Below are 24194 nucleotides of genomic sequence, written 5' to 3' on the forward strand. Positions count from 1 at the left end.
GCCGTCGATCTGGTCGTAGGCGCGGAATTCGCCGAAGTACTTCGTGATCGCCGCGGTCAGCGTGGTCTTGCCGTGGTCAACGTGACCGATCGTGCCGATGTTGCAGTGCGGTTTCGACCGCGAAAACTTTTCCTTTGCCATCTCTCAGACGCCTCATGGTTCATGGGGCCACACATCTGGCCCGGTTCACATGGCGGGGCGTTTATTGAGTCGCAGCCGGAAAATCAAGCCGTTCGATCAGCCTTCGGGCTGCGCGACGGGTGCGGCCGCCGGTGCGGGCGCGGCGCTCGCGACCGTGGCGGACCCGGCGGTCGCGAACCAGCCGTCTTCCTCCATGCGCTCGCGCAGCCACTTTTCGATCCACAGCGCCGCTTCCTCCGCGAGCGAGGCGATCTGCTGCTCGCGCGTCATGCCGTAGGAGGGCAGCACCTGGACCACGCGCACAACGTGGGTTTCCTCGTTCATCTTGGCCTTCGCGGCATCGTCCCAGACCGTCACGCGCAGCGACAGGCCGGACTTGCTGGGCACCAGCGGCACCGGCACCGCCAGCGAATATTCCTCGAGGCTGATGCCAAGGTGATAGAACTTGCCGCCGTCGTAGCGGCGGAACCGCGTCTCCACCGCGCGGTCGACCGCCGTCACCCATTCCTCGCTGCTGGCCTCCTTCGAGATGCCCACCATGTTGAGGTTCGGCGCCACGACGATCGCGTGACCCATCTTGAAATCGCCCAGCGGCTCGACCGGGCGCGACAGGTCGGATGTCGCATCCGTGCAGGCGGCAAGGCCCAGCATCAGGCTCAGAATGGCAAGAATGCGTACCATAGGTACCCCCGTTGACTTGGTTTTCCCGTAGCGCAGCCCCGGTTCACGTGCAATCTCGCAGGCCTTTGTCAATGGCACGATCCCGCCTATGTTTGCAGGGAAACCACAGGCCGCGAGGCCGGGAGCGCACCATGACCGAACTGAAGCCGCATCGCCTGCCCGTGCAGGTGCCGCTGGTCACACGACCGCTGGGCATCTGGGGCAGCCTCCAGGCATCGCGCCGCAACGTGCTGTCCATCATCCCCGAGGTCGCCACCCGCCAGCCGATCCTTTCGGGCAAGACCGGCAAGCGCTGGCACATGGTGATGGAGCCGGGCGCCATCCGCCGGGTCCTCCTGGAAAACCTCGACGCCTACCCCAAGAGCCTCGTCACCAAGAACCTGCTGAAACCGGCCATCGGCGAAAGCCTCTTCATCGCCGAGGGCGCGCACTGGCGCTGGCAGAGGCGCACCGCGGCGCCGGTCTTCGGTCACCGCAACGTGATGAACCTCGCCCCGGTGATGAGCGCCGCGGCGGGCCGCTCGGTCGAGCGCATCCGCGCCGCAGGCCCCCGAGCCGTCGACTTCCTCGAAGAGATGGTCAGCGTCACCTTCGACGTAATCTCCGACGTGACCTTCTCCGGCGACAGCACCTTCGACCGCGACGGCGTGCATTCCGCCATCGACGCCTACATCGCGGAGGCCGGGCGGATCTCGCTCTTCGATCTCCTGGGCTTTCCCGACTGGGTGCCGCGCCCGGGGCGGGCCTTCTTTGCGGGCGGCGTGAACCAGATGAAGCAGATGGCCGACCGCGCGATCGAGACGCGGGCCAGCCGCGACCCGAACGCCGTGCCGGACCTGCTCGACCTGCTGAAGGCCGGCGCCGACCCGGAGACCGGGCGCACCATGTCCACGGCAGAACTGCGCGACAACCTGCTGACCTTCATCGTCGCGGGGCACGAGACCACGGCGCTGACGCTGTCGTGGTCGCTCTACCTCCTGGCCTTCGACCAGGAGGCGCAGGCCCGCGCCCGGGCCGAGGCGCAGTCGGTGCTGACGGACGGCGTTGCACAGGGCGAGGACGTGCCCAACCTGCCCTTCATCCGCAAGGTCATCGACGAGGCGCTGCGGCTCTACCCGCCCGCGGGCATGGTCTCGCGCACCGCGCGCGAGGACGACACGCTCTGCGGGCGCGAGATCCGCAAGGGCGACACGGTGATCCTGCCGATCTACGCGCTGCACCGTCACCACGCGCTCTACGACGACCCCCATGCCTTCCGCCCCGACCGGTGGGAGAAGAAGCCCGACCGCTACGCCTACCTGCCGTTCGGCGACGGGCCGCGAATCTGCATCGGCGCCAGCTTCGCGCTGCAGGAGGCGGTCATCATCCTCGCCACGCTCATCGCCAACTTCCGCTTCACCCCGGTCAGGGGGCGCGAACCCGACCCGGTGATGATCCTGACGCTGCGCCCGCAGGGCGGCGTCTGGCTCGAAGCGGACCCGCTCTGAGCCCTGGGGGCCCCGCGCCCCCGAACCGCCAGCCGCCCCGACCGAGCTACCACCCGGCCAGCCCGCCGCATGCCGCACCCGGCCCGCCACATGGCGCACATGCCACCTGGGCCACAGCCCCCGCCGCCTTCATCTTGGCATAAATTCCTCCGCCGGAGGCATCCCAAGAATGCACCGCACAGACAACGACCGGGCTGGCGCCCGCGCCCCACAGTCAGCGCCCATTGTCCGCACCACCCACGACCCGCCGCAAAGTCGGCACCATGGGCCGCGCTCCCGCCGCCTTCATCTTGGCAAAAATACCTCCGCCGGAGGCATCCGGACGCATCGCAGGCGCAACGCCGGGCCATGGGCACCTGCGTCACGTCCGCCCGTTAACCACCTTTTCCCACCCGAAACGGCAAAAGGTTACCAACCGGCCGGTTCGAGGGGTCCAATCGGCCGGTTCACCCCTTACAGGGTGGAAAGCTGTCTGAAGAACCGGATAACGCGCGGTATGCCGGGCCAGAGGGCATACCAGATGCTGCGTCCGGACGCCCAGCGCGCGCGCCGTTCATCCCACCGCCCGCACCATTAAGGTTAATGCCGGAAAAGGCCCTGCCGGACCTTCCGCCGCCAGCCGCGGTTCGTTCTTCCGGGAACCGCAAGGTCCCCCGGACCTTTCGCCGCTAGCCGCGGTTCGCTCCCGGAACCCACAAGACGTCGGCGGTGCCGTTGTCGTTGGCGATCCGGGCAGCGACGAAGAACCAGTCCGAAAGGCGGTTGAGATACTTCACCGCCGCCGGGTTCACCGCCTCGGCAGAGGCCAGCTCCACGCACAGCCGTTCCGCCCGACGGGCCACCGTCCGGCACACGTGCAGATGCGCCGAAAGCGCCGATCCGCCCGGCAGGACAAAGCTCCGCAGGGGCTCCAGCGAGGCGTTCATCGCGTCGATTTCCTGTTCGAGACGAACCACTTGCGCGTCGACCATCCGCAGCGGCGGATACTCCGCCTCGGCGTCCTTCTCGATGTCCGGGCGGCACAGGTCGGCGCCCAGGTCGAAGAGGTCGTTCTGGATGCGCGACAGCGCGCCGTCCACGTCGCCGGTGGCCGCCTGCCGTGCCACGCCGACAAAGGCGTTCAGCTCGTCCGCGGTGCCATAGGCCTCGACCCGGGGATCGTATTTCTTCACCCGCGCGCCATTGCCCAGCGCGGTCTCGCCCTTGTCACCGGTGCGCGTGTAGATCTTGCTCAGGACAACCATGTCTTCCCCCGTCTTATCCGCCGCGACGGATGTAGACGAACAGCAGGATCAGGACAATCGCCGCGAACTGCGCCCCGATCCGCCACTGCATCGCCTTGTTCGACCACTTCCGACTGAACGCCCCGCCCTTGGCGAAGCTGCCGATTCCAAACAACAAAATGCCTACGACGCCCAGCATGACGAGGGCGATGAGGATGAAAAGGGGATCGTCGCGCATGGTGCCTCCCAAGCGGCCTGCGAAGGTTTGACGATGACTTAGCGCGCACAGGCGGCTTTGCGAACCCGTCCCGCCTGCGTCACGTCAGCCGCCCCTCGCACAAAGCGCATCCATCGCCCGGGTCGTCAGCACCCGCCGCGCCGTGCCCATCAGGTGGGTCGCCGTGGTGATGTAATACCGCGGTTTCGGGCGCGGGCTTTCCAGCGCATGCACCAGCTTGGCCGTCACGGCCGAGGGCGGCAGCTCGAACATGTCCTTGCCGCGCGATTCGTAGAGCCGTTTCAACAGCTTCTCGCGGTACTGCGGCGCACGCGGGCTGTTTTCCCAGTCCACCCATTTCTCGAAATGCGGAATGGAGTTCACCCGGATCTTCGACGTCACCGGCCCGGTGTTCAGCGTGATGACCCGGATCGGCGTGTCGCGCATCTCCAGCCTGAGCGTGTCGGTCAGCCCCTCCACCGCGTGCTTCGTCGCGTTGTAGGCGCCGCGCCACGGCATCACCACCAGCCCCAGGACAGAGGAGTGATTGACGATCCGCCCATGCCCCTGCGCCCGCATCACCGGAATCGCCTTCCGGCTCAGGTCGTGCCAGCCAAAGACATTGGCCTCGAACAGCGCGCGCAGCCCTTCCACCGGCAGATCCTCCAGCGCACCGGGGATCGCGTGGGCACCGTTGTTGAACAGCGCGTCAAGCGTGCCCCCGGTGGCCTCCAGCACCTCGGTTAGGCCCGCCGCGATGCTGTCCGGCTCGGTGTAGTCGATTCGCGGGCTGTCGAATCCTTCGGCGCGGAATCGGGCGCAGTCGGCCTCTTGCCGGCAGGACGCAAAAACGCGCCACCCACGGGACTTGAGCCCGTGGGCGGCGTCGTATCCGATGCCCGAAGAGCATCCGGTGATCAGGACTGAGCGTTGTTGCACGCGATGCGTCGTTCGTCCGGCGATCAGTTCGATGCGGTCAGGAAGCTGCCGGCCATCCAGCCGATGTCGTTGCCGTCCATGGCGCGCAGCTTGACCCAGCCGTCCGGCGTCTCGTCCAGCACTTCGACCTCTTCGCCTTCCAACAGTTGGGTGACGGCGTCGAAGCTGGTCGAGGGTCCGGCACGCAGGTTCACGCGAGACCCGGTGACGGTGCGATACTCGGCAATTGCAGCGGCTACAGCGTCATCCACGTTGTCGACCGATGCGGCGACCTGCTGGATATCCTGCTGAACGTCCTCTTCGCTGGTGAAGGCCGCGTCGAGCATGGCCAGCTTTTCGCTGTCGACCGCCAGATTGTTGCCGGAGGACACGTAGACCGTCTTGACCTGCGACGGACGCGGCTCCGCAACGGCGGGCTGCACGACGGCATGCATTTCGGTCGTATCGGCGCGGGACACGGCTTCCGGCTCTGCGCCCGAGGTCGACACGACAGGCTCGCGTGCCGGATGCGCTGTGGCGACCCACTGTACCCCGTTCTGGCCCGCAACGAATGCGCTGCCACCGGACAGTTCGAACCACGCCCAACCAAGAACCCCAAACGTAAGCAGGATGACTTTAGCCATGCCCAACCCCCCATATTCGTACCGAAGGTATCGCCCCCGCGACCCGGTCGTCCGCAGCTCGACGACCACCTTCGAGATTATCCGATTCCCCAAAATGCCCTAAGTGCATTCGGAGAATATTTCCCACACTGTCGCTTGCTGCGGTGCCGAGGCAACGGTATCACGACATCTATGTCCGACGATGACCTCGACCCCAACATGAACGCCCGCAACCTTGCGGAGCCTTTGCGCCGTGCCATCGGGGAGCGCTACCTGACGTATGCGCTATCCACGATCATGCACAGGGCGCTGCCGGATGCCCGGGATGGGCTGAAGCCAGTCCATCGTCGTATCCTATATGCAATGCGCAGGCTGCGACTTAGTTCCAACGGAGGCTTCCTGAAATCCGCAAAGATTTCGGGGGACACCATGGGGGACTTCCACCCGCACGGTGACGCGGCGATCTACGACGCGATGGCGCGGTTAGCCCAGGACTTCACGATCCGCTATCCGCTGGTCGACGGTCAGGGCAACTTCGGCAACATCGACGGCGACAACCCGGCCGCCTCGCGCTACACCGAGGCACGCATGACCGTGATGTCGGAGGCGCTGCTGGAAGGGCTCGACGAGAACTCCGTCGACTTCCGCCCGAACTACGACGGCCGGCTCGAGGAACCCTCGGTCCTGCCCGCCTCCTACCCGAACCTGCTGGCCAACGGGTCGTCCGGCATCGCGGTCGGCATGGCGACGAACATCCCGCCGCACAACATCGGCGAACTCATCAACGCCTGCCTCCACCTGATCCGGTCGCCCAACGCGGTGGACGACACGCTGATGCAATACGTGCCCGGGCCGGACTTCCCGACCGGCGGCGTCATCGTGGAACCGGCCGAGAACATCGCGACCGCCTACCGCACCGGGCGCGGCTCCATCCGGCTGCGCGCGCGCTGGCACGTGGAGGACCTGGGCCGCGGACAGTGGCAGGCGGTGGTGACGGAAATCCCCTACCAGGTGCAGAAGTCGAAGCTGGTCGAGCGCATCGCCGAACTGATCCAGACCAAGAAGATCCCGGTGCTGGCCGACGTGCGCGACGAAAGCGCCGACGACATCCGCATGGTGCTGGAGCCCAAGACGAAGAACGTCGATCCGGACCTGCTGATGAACATGCTGTTCCGGAACTCGGACCTGGAAATCCGATTCTCGCTGAACATGAACGTGCTGATCGACGGCGTGACGCCGAAGGTCTGTTCGATGAAGGAATGCCTGCGCGCCTTCCTCGACTTCCGGCGCGAGGTGCTGATCCGGCGCTCGAAGCACCGGATGGCGAAGATCGACAACCGGCTGGAGGTGCTCGAAGGCCTGATCATCGCCTTCCTGAACCTCGACCGGGTGATCGACATCATCCGTTACGACGACGACCCCAAGGCCGCGCTGATGTACGAGGACTGGTCGCGCCCTCACCAGGCCACCATCCCGCGCGCCACCGACGAACGCGACTACCGCTCTCCGCTGGTGGGCATCGACGTCACGGCGCTGGAACTGCGCGACGATCCCGACGCCGTGGAACGTGGCGTGCTGGCCGACGACGGCACCTCCTCTGCCGTGCCGCGCCGGTTCATCGGGCGGTCCGAGGGGCTGTCGGATGTGCAGGCCGAGGCGATCCTCAACATGCGGCTGCGCAGCTTGCGCCGGCTGGAGGAGCTGGAGCTTGTCAACGAACGCGACAAGCTGATGGAAGAGCGTGCCGGGCTGGAGGACCTTCTGGCCTCCGAGGACATGCAGTGGGGCCGCATCAAGGAAGAGCTCTCAGAGGTGAAGAAGACCTTCACCAAGGGCTACAAGCGCGGCCAGCGACTCACCACCTTCTCCGAGGCGACGGAGGCGGAGGACGTACCGCTCGAGGCGATGATCGAGCGGGAGCCGGTCACGGTCGTCTGCTCCAAGATGGGCTGGATCCGCGCGATGACCGGCCACATCGCCCTCGACCGAGAACTGAAGTTCAAGGACGGCGACGGCCCGCGCTTCACCTTCCATGCCGAGACCACCGACAAGCTGCTGGTCTTCGGATCGAACGGCCGGTTCTACACGGTGCTTGCGGCGAACCTGCCCGGCGGGCGCGGCATGGGGGAACCCCTGCGCCTGATGGTCGACCTGCCCAACGACACGGAGATCGTCGACATTCTCATCTATCGCCCCGGAGAACGGCTGCTGGTCGCGTCCAGCGCGGGGGACGGCTTCCTCGTGCCGGAGGACGAGGTGATCGCCCAGACCCGCGCCGGCAAGCAGGTGCTGAACGTCAAGGACCCGGTCAAGGCGCTGGTCTGCAAGCCCGTCACCGGCAATGCCGTGGCCGTCGTGGGCGAGAACCGCAAGGTCCTGATCTTCATGCTCGACGAGCTGCCGGAGATGGGTCGCGGCAAGGGTGTGCGCCTGCAGAAGTACAAGGACGGCGGCCTTTCGGACGTGCGCACCTTTACCCTTGAGGCGGGCCTGTCGTGGCTCGACCCGGCGGGCCGCACCCGCACCGTTACCGGCGAAGAGCTGACGGAATGGGTGGCCAAACGCGCCGGTTCCGGCCGGATGGCGCCGCGGGGCTTCCCGCGCGACAACAAGTTCACCTGATCCCGGCAGGCGCCGCCCCTCCACCGGGGCGGTGCCCGACCTTGCGGGAAACACGCGGAGGTACGTGTTTTCCGGCCCGAGGCACCGGATAACACCAACGGGCACTCGAAACGCTTGTCTGCAACTTCCCGAGGCGGCAGGCTTCGGGTGGGAGCAAGCTTTTCGGAACACACGCATTGGACGCCGGCCAGACCTTGCCCACGGGCGCACACGCCGGGGCATCCTCCACAGCGACAGAGCACAGGGTCTGGCAGACCGCCTTTGCCGGAACGCGCTGGCCGATGTTCAGACTGGTCTTCGGCACCGGGCTGCTGACGGTCCTGACGCTCGGCCTTTACCGGTTCTGGCAGAAGACGCGGGTGCGGCGCTGGCTGTGGTCGGCGGTGCGGCCGGGGGGCTACCCGCTGGAATACGTGGGCGACCCCTACGAAAAGCTCCTGGGCTTCCTGATCGCGGTCGTCATCCTCGCCTTCTACATCGGCATCGTGAACCTGCTGCTGATGTTCGCCAGCTTCGCGGTCTTCCAAGGCAACTTCGCCGCCTACCTGCTGTCGCTCGTCGGCGTGTTCCCGATCTGGTTCTACGCCCGCTACCGCGCCCGGCGGTACGTGCTGGCCCGCACGCGCTGGCTTGGCCTGCGCTTCGGGCTTGAGCCAGGGGCCTGGGGCTATGCTTTCCGCGCGCTGGGGCACGGCGTGCTGACGCTCATCACGTTGGGGCTCCTGTGGCCGCGCATGACCTTCCATCTCGAGAAATACCGCACCGACCGGACGTTCTTCGGCGAGACGCGGATGGCCCAGGACGGCCGCTGGACGATGCTGTTCCCGGCACTGAAATGGCATTTCGTGACGCTGGGCCTGACGGTGATCGGCAGCATCGGCTTGGCGGTCTCACCGGCGAACGGCTGGCTGCTGATGGTCATCGCCGGGGTCACGGCAATCTACTCCACCGTCTACTACCGCGTCGAAACCCTGAAGCGCCTGACCGCCACGAAGCGCATCGGCCCGCTGCGCCTGACACTGGACGCGAAACCCGGAAAGGTTTTCCGGATACAGGCCGGCGGCTACACGCTGGCCGCCGTGGCCGCGGCCTTCCCGACATTGGTGCTGCTGGGCCTGTTCCTCGAACTGCAATCGCTGGAGACGCTTGTCGAACTGGGGCTGGAGGATTTGCCGCCGGTCTTCGCGGGCCTGAACCGCTGGCTGCTGATCGCCCTTTCGGTGATGTGCTACTTCGCCATCTTCCTGCTGTGGTCGGCCCTGACCGCCGCCTGGGTGACGCTGCCGCTGATGCGCCACTACGCGACCGGCCTCAGCGTCACGGGCACGGAACACATCGCCACCTTCCGCCAGCGCCCCCGCGACGAACACATGGAGGCCGAGGGCTTTGCCGAGGCGCTGGACGTGGGGGCTTCGCTATGAGCGTCTTCGAGACCTCGGCGATCTACCTCGACGGGGAGACCGGGCAGCCGCTGCGCCTGCGCCTGCGCGTCGATACGGAGCGCGGGGCGCTGGTCGGTCCGGGCGTGTTCTGGCCGCTGGACGACGTGCGCGTGGTGCCCGACATCGCGGGCGGCGACCTCGTGGTGCTGGCGCGGGCCGACAACGCGGTGGAGCGGCTGCTGGTGCGCGATACCGAAATCCGCGCCCTTCTTCCCCGGCGCCGCCACGTCCGCCCCGTCGCGAACCGCAAGCGGCTGATGGGCTGGGCCGCGGGCGCCGTGACCTCCGTCGCGCTGATCCTCTTCGTTCTCGTACCGGTGATGGCGAACCAGCTTGCCAACTTCATCCCGCCCGAAGGCGAACGCGCGCTGGGGGAAGTCACGCTTGCCCAGATCCGCGAGGCGATGGACGAGACCGGCATCGCGCCGACCCGGATATGCTCGTCCCCGGCAGGGATGGCCGCCTTGCGGCAGATACAGGCCCGGCTGGAGACAGAAGCCGGCCTGCCGGTCGAGGTGACCGTGCATGTGCTGGACCACGACATGGTCAATGCCTTTGCGCTTCCGGGCGGGCACATCGTGTTCTTCCGCGGGCTGATCGACGCGGCGGAGGACCCGGAGGAAATCGCCGCCGTCTTCGCGCACGAAATGGGCCATGTCGCCAGCCGCGACCCGACGCGCCATGCGCTGCGCTCTGCCGGGTCGATCGGAGTCCTCGGCCTGCTGTTCGGCGATTTCGCGGGCGGCGCGGTGGTGCTGTTCCTCGCCGAACGGCTGATCGACGCGCAGTACAGCCAGGGCGCGGAGGCAGAGGCCGACGTCTTTGCCCACGACCTCATGGCGCGGGCCGGCCTGTCCCCCGCCGCCCTCGCCGCGATGTTCGAACGTTTCCGGGCGCTCGGGGGCGAGGCAGACGGCATCGTCGCGCATTTCCAAAGCCACCCGGCCCTGGGCAACCGGATCGAGCAGGCACGCGCCGCCGTCCCCTCGGACTTCACGTCCTTGCCCGTGCTGGCGCCGCAGGACTGGAACGCGCTGAAATCGGTCTGCGACACGACCGGCGGCTGAAGGCAACCCACTGGCGAGGCATTGAATTCGCTACTTTACTCGGCATACAGGTCGCTTAAGATTCAAGCAGATTGAGTGTCAAAGGTATTTCGATGCAGCCAGAACCCGCCACCATGCAATTGTCCTACTCCGGCGAAAAAGGTCCGCTGTTCAAGCTGGCGTTCAAGACCGGGCTGCTGACCGTCGTCACCCTCGGCATCTACCGCTTCTGGCAGAAGACGCGCATCCGCAAGTACATCTGGTCCTCGGTCAGCGCCGACGGCGACACCTTCGAATACACCGGCACCGGGATGGAGAAGTTCCTGGGCTTCCTCGTCGCCATCGTGTTTCTCGCCGTCTACCTCGGCATCCTCCAGATGATCCTGTTCTACTTCGGCCTGAACATCATGGTCGATCCGGAGACCGCCGGCCCCGAGGCGGTGATCGGTCAGGCGGTCGCGATCTACATCTCGCTCTTCGCTGTGCTGCCGTTCATCCTCTTCGCGATCTACCGGGCACGGCGCTACAAGATGGCGCGCACGCGGTTCCGGGGCATCCGGCTGGGCATGGAGAAGGGCGCATGGGGCTACGTGGTCCGCGCGCTCGGCTACGGGTTCCTGACCGTCGTGACGCTTGGCGTGCTCATGCCGCTGTCGACCTTCAAGCTCGAGAAATACATGGCCGACCGGAGCTTCTACGGCTCCACCCGGCTGATCCAGGAAGGCGCGTGGACAAAGCTCTACCCGGCGATGAAGCACCTTTTCATCGCGCTCGGGATCTTCACTGTCTGCGGCATCCTCATCGCGATTGGCGGCATCAACGAAATGGTCGGGCTGGCGGTCATCGGCGGCATCGGCATCTTCGTCGGATACATCTGGTTCATGATCGGCGCGGTCTATTACAGCGTCCGCTCCTTCGGCTACCTGATGAGCCACAAGGTCCTGGGCGGCACCGTCCGCTTCGTCGCCGAACCCAAGACCGGCTTCGTCATCAAGACCTACATCATCGGCGGCCTGCTCCTGAGCCTTCTGGCCTCCGTCGCTTTCGGCGCCGTGGGCGTGTTGGCGATGCCGATGATCATGCTGGCCGAGGACGGCTCCGTCGGCGGGATCGTCGCCTTTGCGATCATCATGGGGATCGGCTACCTCGTGGCGCTGGTCGTCACGCAGGCGCTGAGCCTGATCCTCATCACCCAGCCGATCCTTGCCCACTACATCGAGACGATCCGCGTGGAGAACCCCGAGGCGCTCGACCGCGTCCACCAGCGCGAGGCAGAAACCGGTGTCGATGCGGACGGCTTTGCCGACGCGCTCGATATCGGCGGCGCGATCTGAGATGGCACCAGAGGGCACCGCGGCGCAGTTCTTCGACGGACAGACGGCGGCACGGCACCATGTGCAGGTCGCCCTCTGCGACGACCGGCAGGCATTGGTCATCACCGGCGACAGACTGGCGGAGCCGCTGCGCTGGCGGCTGATGGACCTGCGGGCGCTGTCCGACACCTCCGACAAGGCGCGGCTGACCGTCACCCGGCACACCACGTCCGATGACGAGATGCCGCGCGACATCGCCCGGCTGGTGATCCTCGACCCCGACCTGATCGCCTGGCTGCACAAGACCCGACCCAGCCTGTTCAAGGCGGAGGTCCACCCGGGATCGGTGCGCAAGCTTGCCACCTATGCCATCGGCGCCGTGGTGGCGGCGGGCCTGATGCTGTTCGTCATCCTGCCCGCGTTGGCCGGAACGCTGGCCCGGGTGATCCCGGTGGAGCGCGAGGTCGCCTTCGGCAAGACCGTGACCCGGCAGATGGAGCGCGCACTGGGCCGCGCCCGCATGCCCGACCTGCGGTGCAGCGATCCCCGGGGCCAGGCCGCCCTGCAGAAGATGCTGACCCGCCTGACCGCAGGCCAGGACATGAAGTACGACATCAACCTGATGGTGTTCGACCACCCGATGATAAACGCCTTCGCCGCGCCCGGCGGGCAGGTGGTGCTGGTGCGCGGTCTGCTGGACAAGGCGGAGCACCCCGACGAAGTCGCCGGTGTGCTGGCCCACGAACTGGCGCATGTGGAAAACCGCGACACCACCCGAGAGGCGCTGCGCGCGGCGGGCTCTGCCGGGTTGCTGACCATGATCCTCGGCGATTTCACCGGCGGCGCGGCCATCGCCATCGTGGGCGAACACATGATCTCCGCCTCCTACACCCGTGATGCGGAGGGCAAGGCCGACGACTTCGCGCTGGACATGCTGGCGGATGCGGGCGTCAGCGCCGAGGGGTTCGCGGGCTTCTTCGACCGCATCGCCGAGCTGGAGGGCTTTGCCCTGCCCGCCTACCTGTCGAGCCACCCGGTGACCGAGGAACGCGCAATGCAAGCCCGTGACTTTGCGGGGGAACAAGCGCACACCACCCCGATCCTCACGGACGCCGAGTGGTCCGACCTGCAGGGAATCTGCGACAGCGCGGGCGATCACGACGGCGACTGACAGGTGTAGAACGGCACACAGTGCCGTCGCAGCGTAATTTCATTATGAATTCTGCGGCGCTATTGAAATGTTCGTGCCCGACCGTTATTGGCATCGCACCCCTGCGCGCCGTGAAACGCGACGTAGAATGACCGCGACGTGACGATTTTGCCCTGTTTCCCCGGTAAATGCCGCGTTACGTGTGTGCGAGAGGAATCTTGCGGGGAGCGCCCCGCCGAAATGAGGAGAGACACGCTTATGAAGGTACTCGTACCGGTCAAGCGCGTGATCGACTACAACGTGAAGGTCCGTGTCAAAGCGGATGGATCGGGTGTCGATCTGGCGAACGTGAAGATGTCGATGAACCCCTTTGACGAGATTGCCGTCGAAGAGGCGATCCGCCTGAAGGAGGCCGGGAAGGCCGACGAAGTCATCGCCGTTTCGATCGGCGTGAAGCAGGCGCAGGAGACGCTGCGGACCGCGCTGGCCATGGGTGCCGACCGGGCGATCCTCGTGGTGGCCGCCGATGACGTGCACACCGACATCGAGCCGCTCGCCGTCGCCAAGATCCTCGCGAAGATCGTCGAGGACGAGCAGCCGGGCCTCGTGCTCTGCGGCAAGCAGGCGATCGACAACGACCTCGGCGCCACCGGCCAGATGCTGTCCGCCCTGCTGGGCTGGAGCCAGGCGATGTACGCCAACACCGTGGACGTCGACGGCGATCATGCCGTGGTCACCCGCGAGGTCGACGGCGGCCTGCAGACCATCAAGGTGAAGATGCCGACCATCATCTCTACCGACCTGCGCCTGAATGAGCCGCGCTATGCCTCGCTGCCGAACATCATGAAGGCGAAGAAGAAGCCGCTGGACGAGAAGACCGCCGCCGATCTCGGCGTCGACGTGGCGCCGCGGCTGGAGATCGTGAAGACCACCGAGCCCGAGGCCCGTCAGGCCGGCGAGATGGTCGGTTCGGTCGACGAACTGGTGGCGAAGCTCAAAGAGAAGGGGATCGTGTGATGGCCGTTCTGCTGATTGCCGAGATTACCGATGGCGCCCTGTCGATGGACGCAACCGCCAAAGCGGTGACCGCCGCGAAGGCGCTGGGTGACGTGACCGTTCTGGCCTGTGGCGCCTCTGCCAAGGCCGCCGCCGACGAGGCCGCGACCATCGAGGGCGTGTCGAAGGTTCTGGTCGCCGAGGACGCGATCTACGGCCACCGCCTTGCAGAGCCGGTCGCGGCGCTGATCACCTCGCTGGCGGGCGACTACAGCCACGTCGTGGCGCCGTCGACCACGGACGCAAAGAACATTCTGCCGCGCGTCGCCGCGGCGCTGGACGTGATGATCCTGACCGACGTGACCGGCGTCGTGGACGCCGACACCTTCGAGCGCCCGATCTACGCGGGCAACGCGATCCAGACGGTGAAGTCGAAGGACGCGACGAAGGTCATCACCTTCCGGACCTCGACCTTCGACGCGGCGCCGACCGGCGGCTCGGCTTCGGTCGAAGCCATCGGCGCAGGCGAGAACCCGGGTGTCTCGGAATGGGTCGAGGACAAGGTCGCCGAAAGCGACCGTCCCGAGCTGACCTCGGCGGGCATCGTCGTCTCCGGCGGACGCGGCGTGGGCTCCGAAGAGAACTTCGAGCTGATCGAGAAACTTGCGGACAAGCTGGGCGCAGCCGTGGGCGCGTCGCGCGCAGCGGTCGACTCCGGCTTTGCCCCGAACGACTGGCAGGTCGGCCAGACCGGCAAGGTCGTGGCGCCGAACCTCTACGTCGCCGTGGGCATCTCCGGTGCGATCCAGCACCTCGCCGGAATGAAGGACTCGAAGGTGATCGTGGCGATCAACAAGGACGAAGAGGCGCCGATCTTCCAGGTCGCCGACTACGGCCTCGTCGCGGACCTCTTCGAAGCCGTCCCGGAACTCACTGAAAAGCTGTAAGCGAAGGGGCACTGCCCCGATTGCCAGGCGTTTCAAGGCCCCGCTGCATCGCCAGCGGGGCCCTTTCTTTCTACGGCACGGGTTTACCCCGAGAGGCCGATCATGGGCCGCAGCACCGTCTCCAGGGCGTCGGTGGCTTCGGCGTGGGCTATCGGCCCCTGAAGCTCTGCCGCGGCGCAGGATTCGAAGTCCGAGAACACCATGCCGGCGGTCCCTTCCCGCCGGGCCGCGGCGGAGGCGCTGACCTCGACGACGTGAGAGACGCGCGGGCGCAGGACTTCGATCATCTGGCGGGTGATGAACAGCGGGTCGCGGTCCAGAAGCGGCGTCTCGTCGTCGGGCACCGGACGGTCGGCGAACCAGAGCAGCACCACCTGTCCACGTATCTGCGTCAGCATATTCTTCATCCGGGCGATCCACGCCTGCCGCAGTTCCGTCACGACCGTCGCGAACCGCTCTTCCGAGGCCTCCTTCAGCCGGCCCAGCATGTGGCGCACGAAATGGAATTCGGTGAAGTCGACCTCCGGGAAGAGCGACTCGAGCCGCTCGGAAGCGCGCAGGAACCGGTCGTTGCGACGGGGGTGCACCGAGTAGTAGCGGTTCGACATGTTCTGCGCGCCCATGACCTGCACGACCTTGGCGCTGGCCTGCATCACGAGGTCGAGGACCGGCGGATCGTTGAGATAGAGATCGACACCGGCATTCACCACGCCGAAGTTGATGCAGGTGGCACCCAGCCGTTCCTCCAGCAGGAGGGGAAATGGCGCCTCCACGAAGCGGCCGTATGTCTCCGTCGAGCCGAGGAACGCGACGTATTGCCCCTGAAGGTCCCTGCGCGGACCGCGGAACATCACGCGCGAGTTGCCGTATCGGCACGGATAATACTCCAGGGAACCATGGCCCCCACCATGTACGGACATCTCACCACCCTTTTTCATTCACCCGGCGAGGAGAATCGCTCAAAGGGTTTGCCATTTCGCTAATGTTAAAATGCCTCCGGCCCCGGTGCGGGGCAGCCCTTGCGGTTGGTCGTCCCCGCGCCCTACAGTCGCCCCGGGCCAGAATGGAGACGCACAATGGAAATCAAGTCGGTCGGTGTCGTGGGTGCGGGGCAGATGGGCAACGGAATCGCCCATGTGATGGCCCTTGCGGGCTATGACGTCCGGCTCAACGACGTGCGTCAGGACGCGCTGGACAAGGCCGTGGCCCTGATCGGCAAGAACCTCGACCGCCAGGTCAGCCGCGAGAAGATCAGCCAGGAGGAACGCGATACCGCGCTTGCGCGCATCTCCACCACGATGGAGATCGCCGAGGTCGCGGACACCGACCTCGTGATCGAGGCCGCGACCGAAAAGGAGGAGGTCAAACACAAGATCTTCGAGGCGATCCTGCCGTCGCTCCGCCCGAACACCATCCTGACGTCGAACACCTCGTCGATTTCCATCACGCGTCTTGCCAGCCGCACCGACCGGCCCGAGAAGTTCATGGGGTTCCACTTCATGAACCCGGTGCCGGTGATGCAACTGGTCGAGCTGATCCGCGGCATCGCCACCGATCAGGACACCTATGCGTCGTGCCTGGCCGTGGTGGAAAAGCTGGGAAAGACCGCCGCTTCGGCGGAGGACTTCCCGGCCTTCATCGTGAACCGCATCCTGATCCCGATGATCAACGAGGCCTGCTATACGCTGTACGAAGGGGTCGGCAACGTCGCCTCCATCGACACCGCGATGAAGCTGGGTGCGAACCATCCCATGGGGCCACTGGAGCTGGCGGATTTCATCGGGCTGGACACCTGCCTTGCGATCATGAACGTCCTGCACGACGGGCTGGCCGACACCAAGTACCGCCCCTGCCCGTTGATGACGAAATACGTCGAGGCCGGCTGGCTTGGCCGCAAGACCAAGCGCGGGTTCTACGATTACCGGGGGGAGACGCCTGTCCCGACGCGCTGAGGCTCAGTCCTCGCGCAGCGCCAGTGTCTTCTCGCGCAGCCAGCCGACGAACTCGCGCTGACCGCCGGTGAAGGCCTTCACCTCTTCGGGGGTGATGGCCGGGCCGACAACGGGCTTCTGCGGGCGTCGGCAGGCGTGCACCACCTCGTGGATCAGCAGGCCCTGCCGGATCGTGGCCGAGACCTGGTTCGCCATCTGGTAGACGCGGGAGTTCTGGCCGGGGAAGTAGATCGGCACCACGGTCGCACCGGACCGCTGCACCATCTTCGCCGTGAACGGGTTCCACACCTGTTCCACCGCCGGGCCCCACCACGTCTCGGACGAGGCGACCACGCCCGAGGGGAACAGGGCGATGACGCCGCCCTGCTTGAGGTGGTCCATCGCGCGGGCGCGCATTTCGAGGCTTTGTTCGCGGGCGTCGACCTCGTGCGGGAAGGGCACGGGGATCATGAACTGATCGACCTCCTTCACGCCGGTCAGCAGCGAACGGGTGAGGATCTTGTAGTCGGTACGGATCTGCCCGATCAGATGCGCCAGCACCATCCCGTCAACCAGCCCGTGCGGGTGGTTGGCCACCACGATCACCGGGCCGTCCTTGGGGATGTTGGCGATCTGCTCCGTAGGGGTCAGAAGGTCGATGCCCATCACGCCAAGCGCCTGTGCCCAGAAGGCCTGCCCCTCGACGGAACCGATCCGTTCGAAGCGGCGAACCATGCGCAGCAGGGGGATCTTGCCGGTCGCCCACTCCATCGCGCGAATGGTGTTGGCCTTCCACGGATTGGTGAAGGTGTTGGCGTAGCTGACCTTGCGCTTGTCGTAGGGTGCGGACTCCGAGATCACCGGCCTGACGCCTGCGTCTGTCGCCTGGGTGCTTTCAACCATGCGCCTTCACTGTCCCGTACCTGTTCCGCACCGGCCGCCCGGATCAGCAGCTTTCCCCGAACCGATCGGCCACGAGGGCTTCCACGGCGTTGGCCAGAGCCTCCGCATCCGGGCCAGAGGTCTGAACCTCAATAGTCGTTCCCTTAGCCGCTGCCAACATCAAAAGCCCCATGATGCTGTCGCCGCTGGCCGACATCCCGTCGCGGGAGACCTCAGCGCGCGCATCGAACCCTTCGACGACCTCGACCAGTTTCGCGGAAGCGCGGGCGTGCAGACCCTTCTCGTTGATGATCTTGAGGGTCCGGTTCACGGATTGGGTCATTGCGGCAATCTTTCGGTCGTCGGGAAAATCTACAGGAGCCCGTCAGGTGGGCTCGGACGGAACGTTCTGGGTGTCTATATACTTGCGCCCGGCCTCGAGCGCGCTGCGAACCGCATCGCCGACAGGCAACTGGCGGCTTTTCGCCAGCTTGATCAACATGGGAAGGTTGGCGCCGTAAAGGATGCGCCGGTCGTCGGGGCGACAGGCGTTCAGCGACAGGTTGGAGGGCGAGCCGCCGAACATGTCGGTCACCACCACTACGCCCTGGCCATGGTCCACGGCATCGGCGGCATCGCAGATCTCGGCCTGCTTCGAAGACCGGTCGCAATCCGCCTCGATGGAAATGGCCGTCATCCCGGGTTGTTTGCCCACGACATGCTCCACGGCAGCGAGGTACTCCCTCGCCAGCCCACCATGCGCGACGATCACGATTCCGATCACCCGGCTTTCCTTCCGTTCGGAACAGCTCCCAGCCCCTGCGCCGACGAGGGTGCTGCGCTGCGGCGTTCCAATTCACGATGGCGAATAGACACGTGCCAGCCTTCGCGCGCAAGTGCCGCCGAAACGCTTTCCGTCACGGCGACAGACCGGTGTTTGCCCCCGGTGCAGCCAAAGCCGATGGCAAAGTGCGCCTTCCCTTCCTCGACGCAGGCGGGAAGCATCATCAGGATCAGATCCTCGATCTTTTCGAGGAACGGCCCGTGACGCGGATCGGCCTCCACATAGGCGGCCACCTGCGGGTCGAGCCCGGTGTGGGGGCGCAGCTCGGGTTCCCAGTGCGGGTTCCTCAGGAACCGGCAGTCGAGGACCACGTCCAGTCCCTGCGGAAGCCCGCGCTTGTAGCTGAAACTCTGGACCGACACGGCCATGCCCTGCCCCGTGACGTTGCCGAACCAGCCCTCCATCTCGGCGCGCAGGTCGTGCACCGTCAGCTCCGAGGTGTCGATCAGGATGTCAGCCCGGGCGCGCAGATCCTCCATCAAGGTCTTTTCGCGCGCGATGCCTTCGGAGGGGCTTTCGTCGGGCGCCATGGGATGACGGCGCCGCGTCTCCGAATACCGCCGCATCAGCACCTCGGCCGAGCAGTCGAGGTACAGCAGGTCGGCATCGATGCCGGGCTTGTTCAGGCTGTCCCGCAACTCCACCAACCTCTCGACCGAGAAATCCCGGTTGCGCACGTCGATTCCCAGCGCAAGCGGCCGGACAAGCGGCGCATCACCGTCGAACAGCCGCGGGATGAAGCTCAGCGGGATGTTGTCGATCGACTCGAACCCGCAGTCTTCCAGCACATTGATCGCGGTGGCCCGCCCGGCGCCCGAAGGGCCGGTGACCAGAACTATTCTTGCGGTTTCTCGACCAGGTTGGCCCATCTCACTCTCTTCTTCCCGCCTTTAGATACTGTACCAGTGCGGCGGGAAAATAGGGGCGCGCGGTTTTGTGAAGCAACGGCACATCCATACCAAGCAACGTGCTCTTTCGTATAGGCGGAAGCCGTTCCGTTTCTTCGGATTCGAGGTCGACGATGGCGGCCAGCGGGGCCGGCGCGCTTTGCGCGTTCAGAATGCCCAGCCCGCGCGCCTCAATCATGCCCCGGATCGTTTCGGGGGCGTCCATCCACAGCCTGCCGTCGCGCAGGGAAACAAGCGTGCGGTCGTCAGCGACCAGCGTGGCCCCCAGCGCCAACAGTTCAAGCGCCAATGCGGATTTCCCGGCGCCGGATCGCCCGCGGATCAACAGTCCCCGGCCAGCCACAGCAACCGAGGACGCGTGGATCAGGGTTTCCGACATCTCAGATCGGCAAGCCCACGACGAAGCGCGCGCCCAAGGGTTCGGAGGTCGCGTCGGCTTCTGTCGGCCTGATGTTCTCCGCCCAGATCACGCCGCCGTGCGCCTCGACGATCTGCTTTGAGATCGCAAGGCCGAGGCCGGAGTTGTTGCCGAAGTCCGACTGCGGACGCGACGTGTAGAACCGCTTGAAGATCTTCTGAAGCGCCTCTTCCGGGATACCGGGGCCCGTGTCCTCGACCACGACGAGCACGCGGTTGTCGCGCCGCCGGGCCCAGACACGGATCGCGTCGCCATCCTCGCAGAAGGAAATGGCGTTGGTGATCAGGTTGACGAAGACCTGCGCCAGCCGCGCCTCCAGCCCGCCGATCATGATCGGGCGCTTCGGCAGGTCCGAGATGAACTCGATCCCCTTCGCGCGGGCATCCTCCCCGAGGAACTCCGCAAGGTTGCCGATCATCTTCAGGAGGTCGAATTCTTGCTCCTCCTCCTTCACCAGCTCGGAATCGAGGCGGGAGGCGTTGGAGATGTCGCTCACCAGGCGGTCGAGGCGGCGCACGTCGTGTTCGATCACGTCGAGGAGCTTGTGCCGGTGCTCGTCCTTCTTGACCATGCGCAGGCTGCCGACGGCAGAGCGCAGCGAGGCCAGCGGGTTCTTGATCTCGTGCGCGACGTCGGCCGCGAACTGTTCGTTGGAATCGATGCGGTCGTAGAGCGCGCTGACCATGCCGCGCAACGCCCCCGACAGGCGACCGATCTCGTCCGGGCGGGCGGTCAGGTCGGGGATGCGGATGCGGCCCGTGGTGCGGTGCTTGCGGTTGCGGTCGCGGCCGATCTCTGCCGCGTCGGCAAGGTCCGAGATCGGGTTGGCGATGGTCGAGGCCAGAACCAGCGACAGGCCGATGCTGACCAGCGTGGCGATGATGAACATCTGCAGCACCCGCTCACGTTCGGAACGGACTGCGGCGTCGATCTCTGCTGCGGGCGCGACCATGGCGACGGTGCCCTGGATCGCGTTGCCCAGCCGGATCGGCGAGAAGGCATAGAACATGGTATCGGCGCTGCCGCCGCCCTGGACGACACGGGTGGTCGTGGGATCGCCCGCCTCGATCGCGCGGCGCAGCCGGTCCTCGAGCACCAGGTCCGGCTCGTCCGAAAAATAGGTGAACAGCCCGGCAACCCCTTGCCACGCGGCGTTCAGGAAATCGGAAATGACCGTCGGCTTCTCCTCCTCCGTGCGGAGGGGGATCGCGGCGGCCATCTTGCCCTCTGTCTCGCCGACGAGGAAGGTCGCGCTGTCGAAGACCATGACCTGCGTGCCTTCCCGCAGGTCGATGCCCTGCAGGGTCGCGGCCACGTCGATGCCCTCGGCAGACCCGAGCGGCGCCGCCCCCGGCTGAAGCTGGCTTTCGAAGACATCGGCCAGCAACTCGACTTCGGACTGTAGCGCATTGATACGCTGGACGGCCAGCGTATCGCGTGAGGAGTTCAGCCAGAGAACACCTGCAACCAGCACGTTCAACGCAATCAGGTTGAACGTGATGATCTTGCGCGTCAGCGGCGAGCGGTTGAGCGTGAAAAGGCCGCGCTGCGCACGCGTCGCACGCATCTCCTTTTCCACCGTGCTGTCCGGGGCGACCCAATCGTCGCCCAGCACAACATCGGCGTCGCGACGATTTTCATCGTCGTCCTTACCCATCGGGATCCGCTCGGCCAAGGCCATTCATCACTCTTCGTTGTAACGATAGCCGATACCGTAGAGCGTTTCGATGGCGGAGAACTCCGGATCGACAGAGCGCATCTTCTTGCGCAGCCGCTTGATATGGCTGTCGATGGTGCGGTCGTCCACGTAGACCTGATCGTCGTAGGCCACGTCCATCAGCTGATCGCGCGACTTCACGAAGCCCGGGCGCTGCGCCAGCGCCTGCAGCAGCAGGAACTCGGTCACGGTCAGCGAGACGTCGAGGCCCTTCCACGTAACGGCATGCCGCAGCGGATCCATGGTCAGCGACCCGCGGGTCATCAGCTTGGTCTCTTCGGTCTCGCCGACGACATCGCCGGCCACCGCTTCCTGACGACGGAGAAGCGCGCGGATACGTTCGACCAGAAGGCGCTGCGAGAAGGGCTTCTTCACGTAGTCGTCGGCGCCCATGCGCAGGCCGAGCACTTCGTCGATCTCGTCATCCTTGGAGGTCAGGAAGATGACCGGCATCTTGGATTTCTGACGGACGCGCTGGAGCAGGTCCATCCCATCCATGCGCGGCATCTTGATGTCGAACACGGCCATGTCGGGCATCTTCTTGGTGAAGGCGTCCAGTGCGGCCTGTCCATCATTGTAGGTCTCGACTTCGAATCCCTCTGCCTCCAGAGTCATCGATACCGATGTCAGGATGTTTCTGTCATCGTCCACGAGGGCGATTTTCGACATGGTATTGTCCTTGTACTGCTCTGTTTTTGTAATTTTTCCCAAACTATCAGCGATTTTTCGCCCTGCGGCAATCCTTAACTGCGAATCAGACTCCGCGCCTGTTTCAAGGGGACCCGAATTTGACAAAGGAATGGCTAAAATGTCCCACTGCTTAAGTATAGGATTTTCACAAAGCGGGCAGGCATCCGCCCGCCGGGGAACATGGTATCGCTAAACCTCGGGTGGTATCGCTAACTGCGCGAATGCGTCCTGTTCACCCGGAAAAACGACGTGCTAAAGGATCGGATACCGGCGCATACCGTCGCGTAATTTTCTTTCTCGGACCAGCGCTGCACAGGAGCTATGCTGATGACATTCGGACGGGTAAACCCGCAGTTCAAGCTTGAAGATCAAGGGATCGAAGGGCTTGGCAATGTCTATTACAACCTCATGGAGCCCGCGCTGATCGAAGCGGCTCTGAAACGGGGCGAAGGGACGCTTGGCAAGGGCGGCTCTTTCCTCGTGACCACCGGCACTTACACGGGTCGCTCTCCCAAGGACAAGTTCATCGTCAAGACCCCCTCGGTCGAGGACTCGATCTGGTGGGAAAACAACACCCCAATGGAGCCCGAGGCCTTCGACCGGCTGCACGCCGACATGCTGGAGCACATGAAGGGCCGCGACTACTACGTGCAGGACCTCGTGGGCGGGGCCGATCCGGCCAATGCCATCGACGTCCGGATGGTGACCGAGCTGGCGTGGCACGGGCTGTTCATCCGCCACATGCTGCGCCGCCCGGACCGTGAGGATCTGGACAGCTTCACCGCAGATTTCACCATCATCAACTGCCCCAGCTTCAAGGCCGACCCGGACAGGCACGGCTGCCGGACCGAGACGGTGATCGCGCTGAACTTCGACAAGAAACTGATCCTGATTGGCAACACGGAGTACGCAGGCGAGAACAAGAAATCTGTCTTCACCCTGCTGAACTACATCCTGCCGGGCAAGGGCATCATGGCCATGCACTGCTCTGCCAACCATGCCCCGAACAACCCGGTCGACACGGCCGTGTTCTTCGGCCTGTCGGGAACCGGCAAGACCACCCTGTCCGCAGACCCTGACCGCGTGCTGATCGGCGATGACGAACACGGCTGGTCCGACCGCGGCACCTTCAACTTCGAGGGCGGCTGCTATGCCAAGACCATCAAGCTCTCGCCGGAGGCGGAACCGGAGATCTACGCCACGACCGAAAAGTTCGGCACGGTGATCGAGAACATGGTCTTCGATCCGGAGACCTTCGACCTCGACTTCGAGGACGACAGCCTGACCGCCAACATGCGCTGCGCCTACCCGCTGCACTACATTTCCAATGCGTCGAAAACGGCACTTGGCGGCCACCCGAAGAACATCATCATGCTGACCTGCGACGCATTCGGCGTGCTGCCCCCGATTGCGCGGCTGACACCGGCGCAGGCGATGTACCACTTCCTGTCCGGCTTCACCGCCAAGGTCGCGGGGACCGAGCGCGGTGTGACCGAGCCGGAGCCGACCTTCTCCACCTGCTTCGGCGCCCCGTTCATGCCGCGCCGCCCCGAGGTTTACGGCAACCTCCTGCGCGAGAAGATCGCCAAGCACGGCTCGTCCTGCTGGCTGGTGAACACCGGCTGGACCGGCGGCGCCTATGGCACCGGGTCGCGCATGCCGATCAAGGCAACACGGGCCCTGCTGCACGCCGCGCTGAACGGATCGCTGAACACCGCGCCGTTCCGCAAGGACCCCAACTTCGGCTTCGAGGTGCCCACCCACGTGGAAGGCGTGCCGGACATGCTGCTCGATCCGCGCAAGACCTGGGACGACAAGGAAGCCTACGACGCGCAGGCCGAGAAGCTGGTCGGCATGTTCGCCGAGAACTTCGCCCAGTACGTGCCCTACATCGACGACGACGTGAAGGCCGCCGCACTCGGCTGACGCGTGTCGCATCGCATGAATTCCAGTCCTTCGCGGCCCGACCGCGGAGGACTTTTTCATATTCAGGCGGTC

24 protein-coding genes are annotated in these 24194 nt (G+C 65.4%); 10 read left to right on the forward strand and 14 right to left on the reverse strand.

Annotated features, from left to right (window positions below; genetic code table 11):
* Together ACU0DV_RS19530 and ACU0DV_RS19535 are read right to left on the reverse strand one after the other, a co-directional pair.
* The coding region (locus ACU0DV_RS19530) for a GTP-binding protein (protein ID WP_370312185.1) at positions 1 to 141 on the reverse strand (141 nt) is incomplete at its 3' end.
* Positions 142 to 237: 96 nt separating this feature from the next.
* The gene (locus ACU0DV_RS19535; protein WP_283981924.1) at positions 238 to 822 is read right to left on the reverse strand and encodes a hypothetical protein; all 585 of its coding nucleotides are present in this window, start codon (positions 820 to 822) and stop codon (positions 238 to 240) included.
* A 131-nt stretch (positions 823 to 953) separates the two neighbouring features.
* On the opposite strand from ACU0DV_RS19535, the gene ACU0DV_RS19540 reads away from it, so the two are divergent.
* The gene (locus tag ACU0DV_RS19540) at positions 954 to 2309 is read left to right on the forward strand and encodes a cytochrome P450 (RefSeq protein ID WP_100928321.1); all 1356 of its coding nucleotides are present in this window, start codon (positions 954 to 956) and stop codon (positions 2307 to 2309) included.
* A gap of 668 nt (positions 2310 to 2977) precedes the next feature.
* On the opposite strand, the gene ACU0DV_RS19545 is transcribed toward ACU0DV_RS19540, so the two are convergent.
* The 4 genes from ACU0DV_RS19545 to ACU0DV_RS19560 form a co-directional block, all read right to left on the reverse strand.
* Positions 2978 to 3553 carry a cob(I)yrinic acid a,c-diamide adenosyltransferase gene (locus tag ACU0DV_RS19545; RefSeq protein ID WP_446269802.1) on the reverse strand — a complete coding sequence of 192 codons (576 nt, stop codon included), beginning with the start codon at positions 3551 to 3553 and terminating at the stop codon, positions 2978 to 2980.
* 13 nt (positions 3554 to 3566) lie between these two features.
* Positions 3567 to 3770: a twin transmembrane helix small protein gene (locus ACU0DV_RS19550; RefSeq protein ID WP_100928323.1), complete on the reverse strand. Its 204-nt coding sequence runs from the start codon at positions 3768 to 3770 to the stop codon at positions 3567 to 3569.
* Positions 3771 to 3854: 84 nt separating this feature from the next.
* Positions 3855 to 4688 (reverse strand): SDR family NAD(P)-dependent oxidoreductase, encoded by an 834-nt coding sequence (locus ACU0DV_RS19555; RefSeq protein ID WP_446241763.1) that lies wholly within the window; start codon positions 4686 to 4688, stop codon positions 3855 to 3857.
* A 23-nt stretch (positions 4689 to 4711) separates the two neighbouring features.
* Positions 4712 to 5311 (reverse strand): SH3 domain-containing protein, encoded by a 600-nt coding sequence (locus ACU0DV_RS19560; protein ID WP_283981921.1) that lies wholly within the window; start codon positions 5309 to 5311, stop codon positions 4712 to 4714.
* 171 nt (positions 5312 to 5482) lie between these two features.
* Between ACU0DV_RS19560 and ACU0DV_RS19565 the strand changes: the two genes are divergently transcribed.
* The 7 genes from ACU0DV_RS19565 to ACU0DV_RS19595 all read left to right on the forward strand — a co-directional run bounded on the left by ACU0DV_RS19565 (position 5483) and on the right by ACU0DV_RS19595 (position 14806).
* A complete protein-coding gene (locus ACU0DV_RS19565) occupies positions 5483 to 7912 on the forward strand; it encodes a DNA topoisomerase IV subunit A (RefSeq protein ID WP_446241764.1) in 2430 nt (809 codons plus the stop codon).
* A 194-nt stretch (positions 7913 to 8106) separates the two neighbouring features.
* The gene (locus ACU0DV_RS19570) at positions 8107 to 9333 is read left to right on the forward strand and encodes a DUF898 family protein (protein ID WP_446241792.1); all 1227 of its coding nucleotides are present in this window, start codon (positions 8107 to 8109) and stop codon (positions 9331 to 9333) included.
* The gene (locus tag ACU0DV_RS19575; RefSeq protein WP_446241765.1) at positions 9330 to 10421 is read left to right on the forward strand and encodes a M48 family metallopeptidase; all 1092 of its coding nucleotides are present in this window, start codon (positions 9330 to 9332) and stop codon (positions 10419 to 10421) included. The genes ACU0DV_RS19570 and ACU0DV_RS19575 overlap by 4 nt, the downstream gene beginning before the upstream one ends.
* 92 nt (positions 10422 to 10513) lie before the next feature.
* Positions 10514 to 11734: a YjgN family protein gene (locus tag ACU0DV_RS19580; protein ID WP_446241766.1), complete on the forward strand. Its 1221-nt coding sequence runs from the start codon at positions 10514 to 10516 to the stop codon at positions 11732 to 11734.
* A 1-nt stretch (position 11735) separates the two neighbouring features.
* Positions 11736 to 12884 (forward strand): M48 family metallopeptidase, encoded by a 1149-nt coding sequence (locus ACU0DV_RS19585; RefSeq protein ID WP_446241767.1) that lies wholly within the window; start codon positions 11736 to 11738, stop codon positions 12882 to 12884.
* A 237-nt stretch (positions 12885 to 13121) separates the two neighbouring features.
* A complete protein-coding gene (locus tag ACU0DV_RS19590; RefSeq protein ID WP_283981917.1) occupies positions 13122 to 13880 on the forward strand; it encodes an electron transfer flavoprotein subunit beta/FixA family protein in 759 nt (252 codons plus the stop codon).
* A complete protein-coding gene (locus tag ACU0DV_RS19595) occupies positions 13880 to 14806 on the forward strand; it encodes an electron transfer flavoprotein subunit alpha/FixB family protein (RefSeq protein ID WP_100928331.1) in 927 nt (308 codons plus the stop codon). The genes ACU0DV_RS19590 and ACU0DV_RS19595 overlap by 1 nt, the downstream gene beginning before the upstream one ends.
* Before the next feature lie 83 nt (positions 14807 to 14889).
* On the opposite strand, the gene ACU0DV_RS19600 is transcribed toward ACU0DV_RS19595, so the two are convergent.
* On the reverse strand, positions 14890 to 15726 hold the full coding sequence (locus tag ACU0DV_RS19600; RefSeq protein ID WP_446241768.1) for a DUF6473 family protein: 837 nt from the start codon (positions 15724 to 15726) through the stop codon (positions 14890 to 14892).
* Between the two features lie 156 nt (positions 15727 to 15882).
* Here ACU0DV_RS19600 and ACU0DV_RS19605 point away from each other — a divergent pair, with 156 nt between their 5' ends.
* Positions 15883 to 16758, forward strand: coding sequence for a 3-hydroxybutyryl-CoA dehydrogenase (locus tag ACU0DV_RS19605; protein WP_446241769.1), 876 nt, complete (start codon positions 15883 to 15885; stop codon positions 16756 to 16758).
* Positions 16759 to 16761: 3 nt separating this feature from the next.
* Here ACU0DV_RS19605 and ACU0DV_RS19610 read toward each other — a convergent pair whose 3' ends face one another.
* From ACU0DV_RS19610 to ACU0DV_RS19640, 7 genes are read right to left on the reverse strand one after another with little or no spacing between them, the layout of a single operon-like run.
* Complete coding sequence (locus tag ACU0DV_RS19610) at positions 16762 to 17640, reverse strand: lysophospholipid acyltransferase family protein (RefSeq protein WP_446241770.1); 879 nt, start codon at positions 17638 to 17640, stop codon at positions 16762 to 16764.
* A gap of 43 nt (positions 17641 to 17683) precedes the next feature.
* On the reverse strand, positions 17684 to 17962 hold the full coding sequence (locus tag ACU0DV_RS19615) for an HPr family phosphocarrier protein (protein WP_100928335.1): 279 nt from the start codon (positions 17960 to 17962) through the stop codon (positions 17684 to 17686).
* Between the two features lie 42 nt (positions 17963 to 18004).
* Complete coding sequence (locus ACU0DV_RS19620) at positions 18005 to 18403, reverse strand: PTS sugar transporter subunit IIA (protein WP_100928336.1); 399 nt, start codon at positions 18401 to 18403, stop codon at positions 18005 to 18007.
* A complete protein-coding gene (gene rapZ, locus ACU0DV_RS19625) occupies positions 18400 to 19332 on the reverse strand; it encodes an RNase adapter RapZ (RefSeq protein ID WP_198521844.1) in 933 nt (310 codons plus the stop codon). The genes ACU0DV_RS19620 and rapZ overlap by 4 nt, the downstream gene beginning before the upstream one ends.
* 1 nt (position 19333) lies before the next feature.
* A complete protein-coding gene (locus ACU0DV_RS19630; protein WP_446241771.1) occupies positions 19334 to 19750 on the reverse strand; it encodes an HPr kinase/phosphorylase in 417 nt (138 codons plus the stop codon).
* A 1-nt stretch (position 19751) separates the two neighbouring features.
* Positions 19752 to 21470 (reverse strand): sensor histidine kinase, encoded by a 1719-nt coding sequence (locus ACU0DV_RS19635; RefSeq protein WP_100928338.1) that lies wholly within the window; start codon positions 21468 to 21470, stop codon positions 19752 to 19754.
* A 3-nt stretch (positions 21471 to 21473) separates the two neighbouring features.
* Positions 21474 to 22175 carry a response regulator transcription factor gene (locus ACU0DV_RS19640; protein WP_100928339.1) on the reverse strand — a complete coding sequence of 234 codons (702 nt, stop codon included), beginning with the start codon at positions 22173 to 22175 and terminating at the stop codon, positions 21474 to 21476.
* 348 nt (positions 22176 to 22523) lie between these two features.
* Here ACU0DV_RS19640 and ACU0DV_RS19645 point away from each other — a divergent pair, with 348 nt between their 5' ends.
* Complete coding sequence (locus ACU0DV_RS19645; protein WP_100930882.1) at positions 22524 to 24122, forward strand: phosphoenolpyruvate carboxykinase; 1599 nt, start codon at positions 22524 to 22526, stop codon at positions 24120 to 24122.
* Positions 24123 to 24194: the final 72 nt, after the last annotated feature.

The organism is Sagittula sp. (assembly GCF_052825245.1).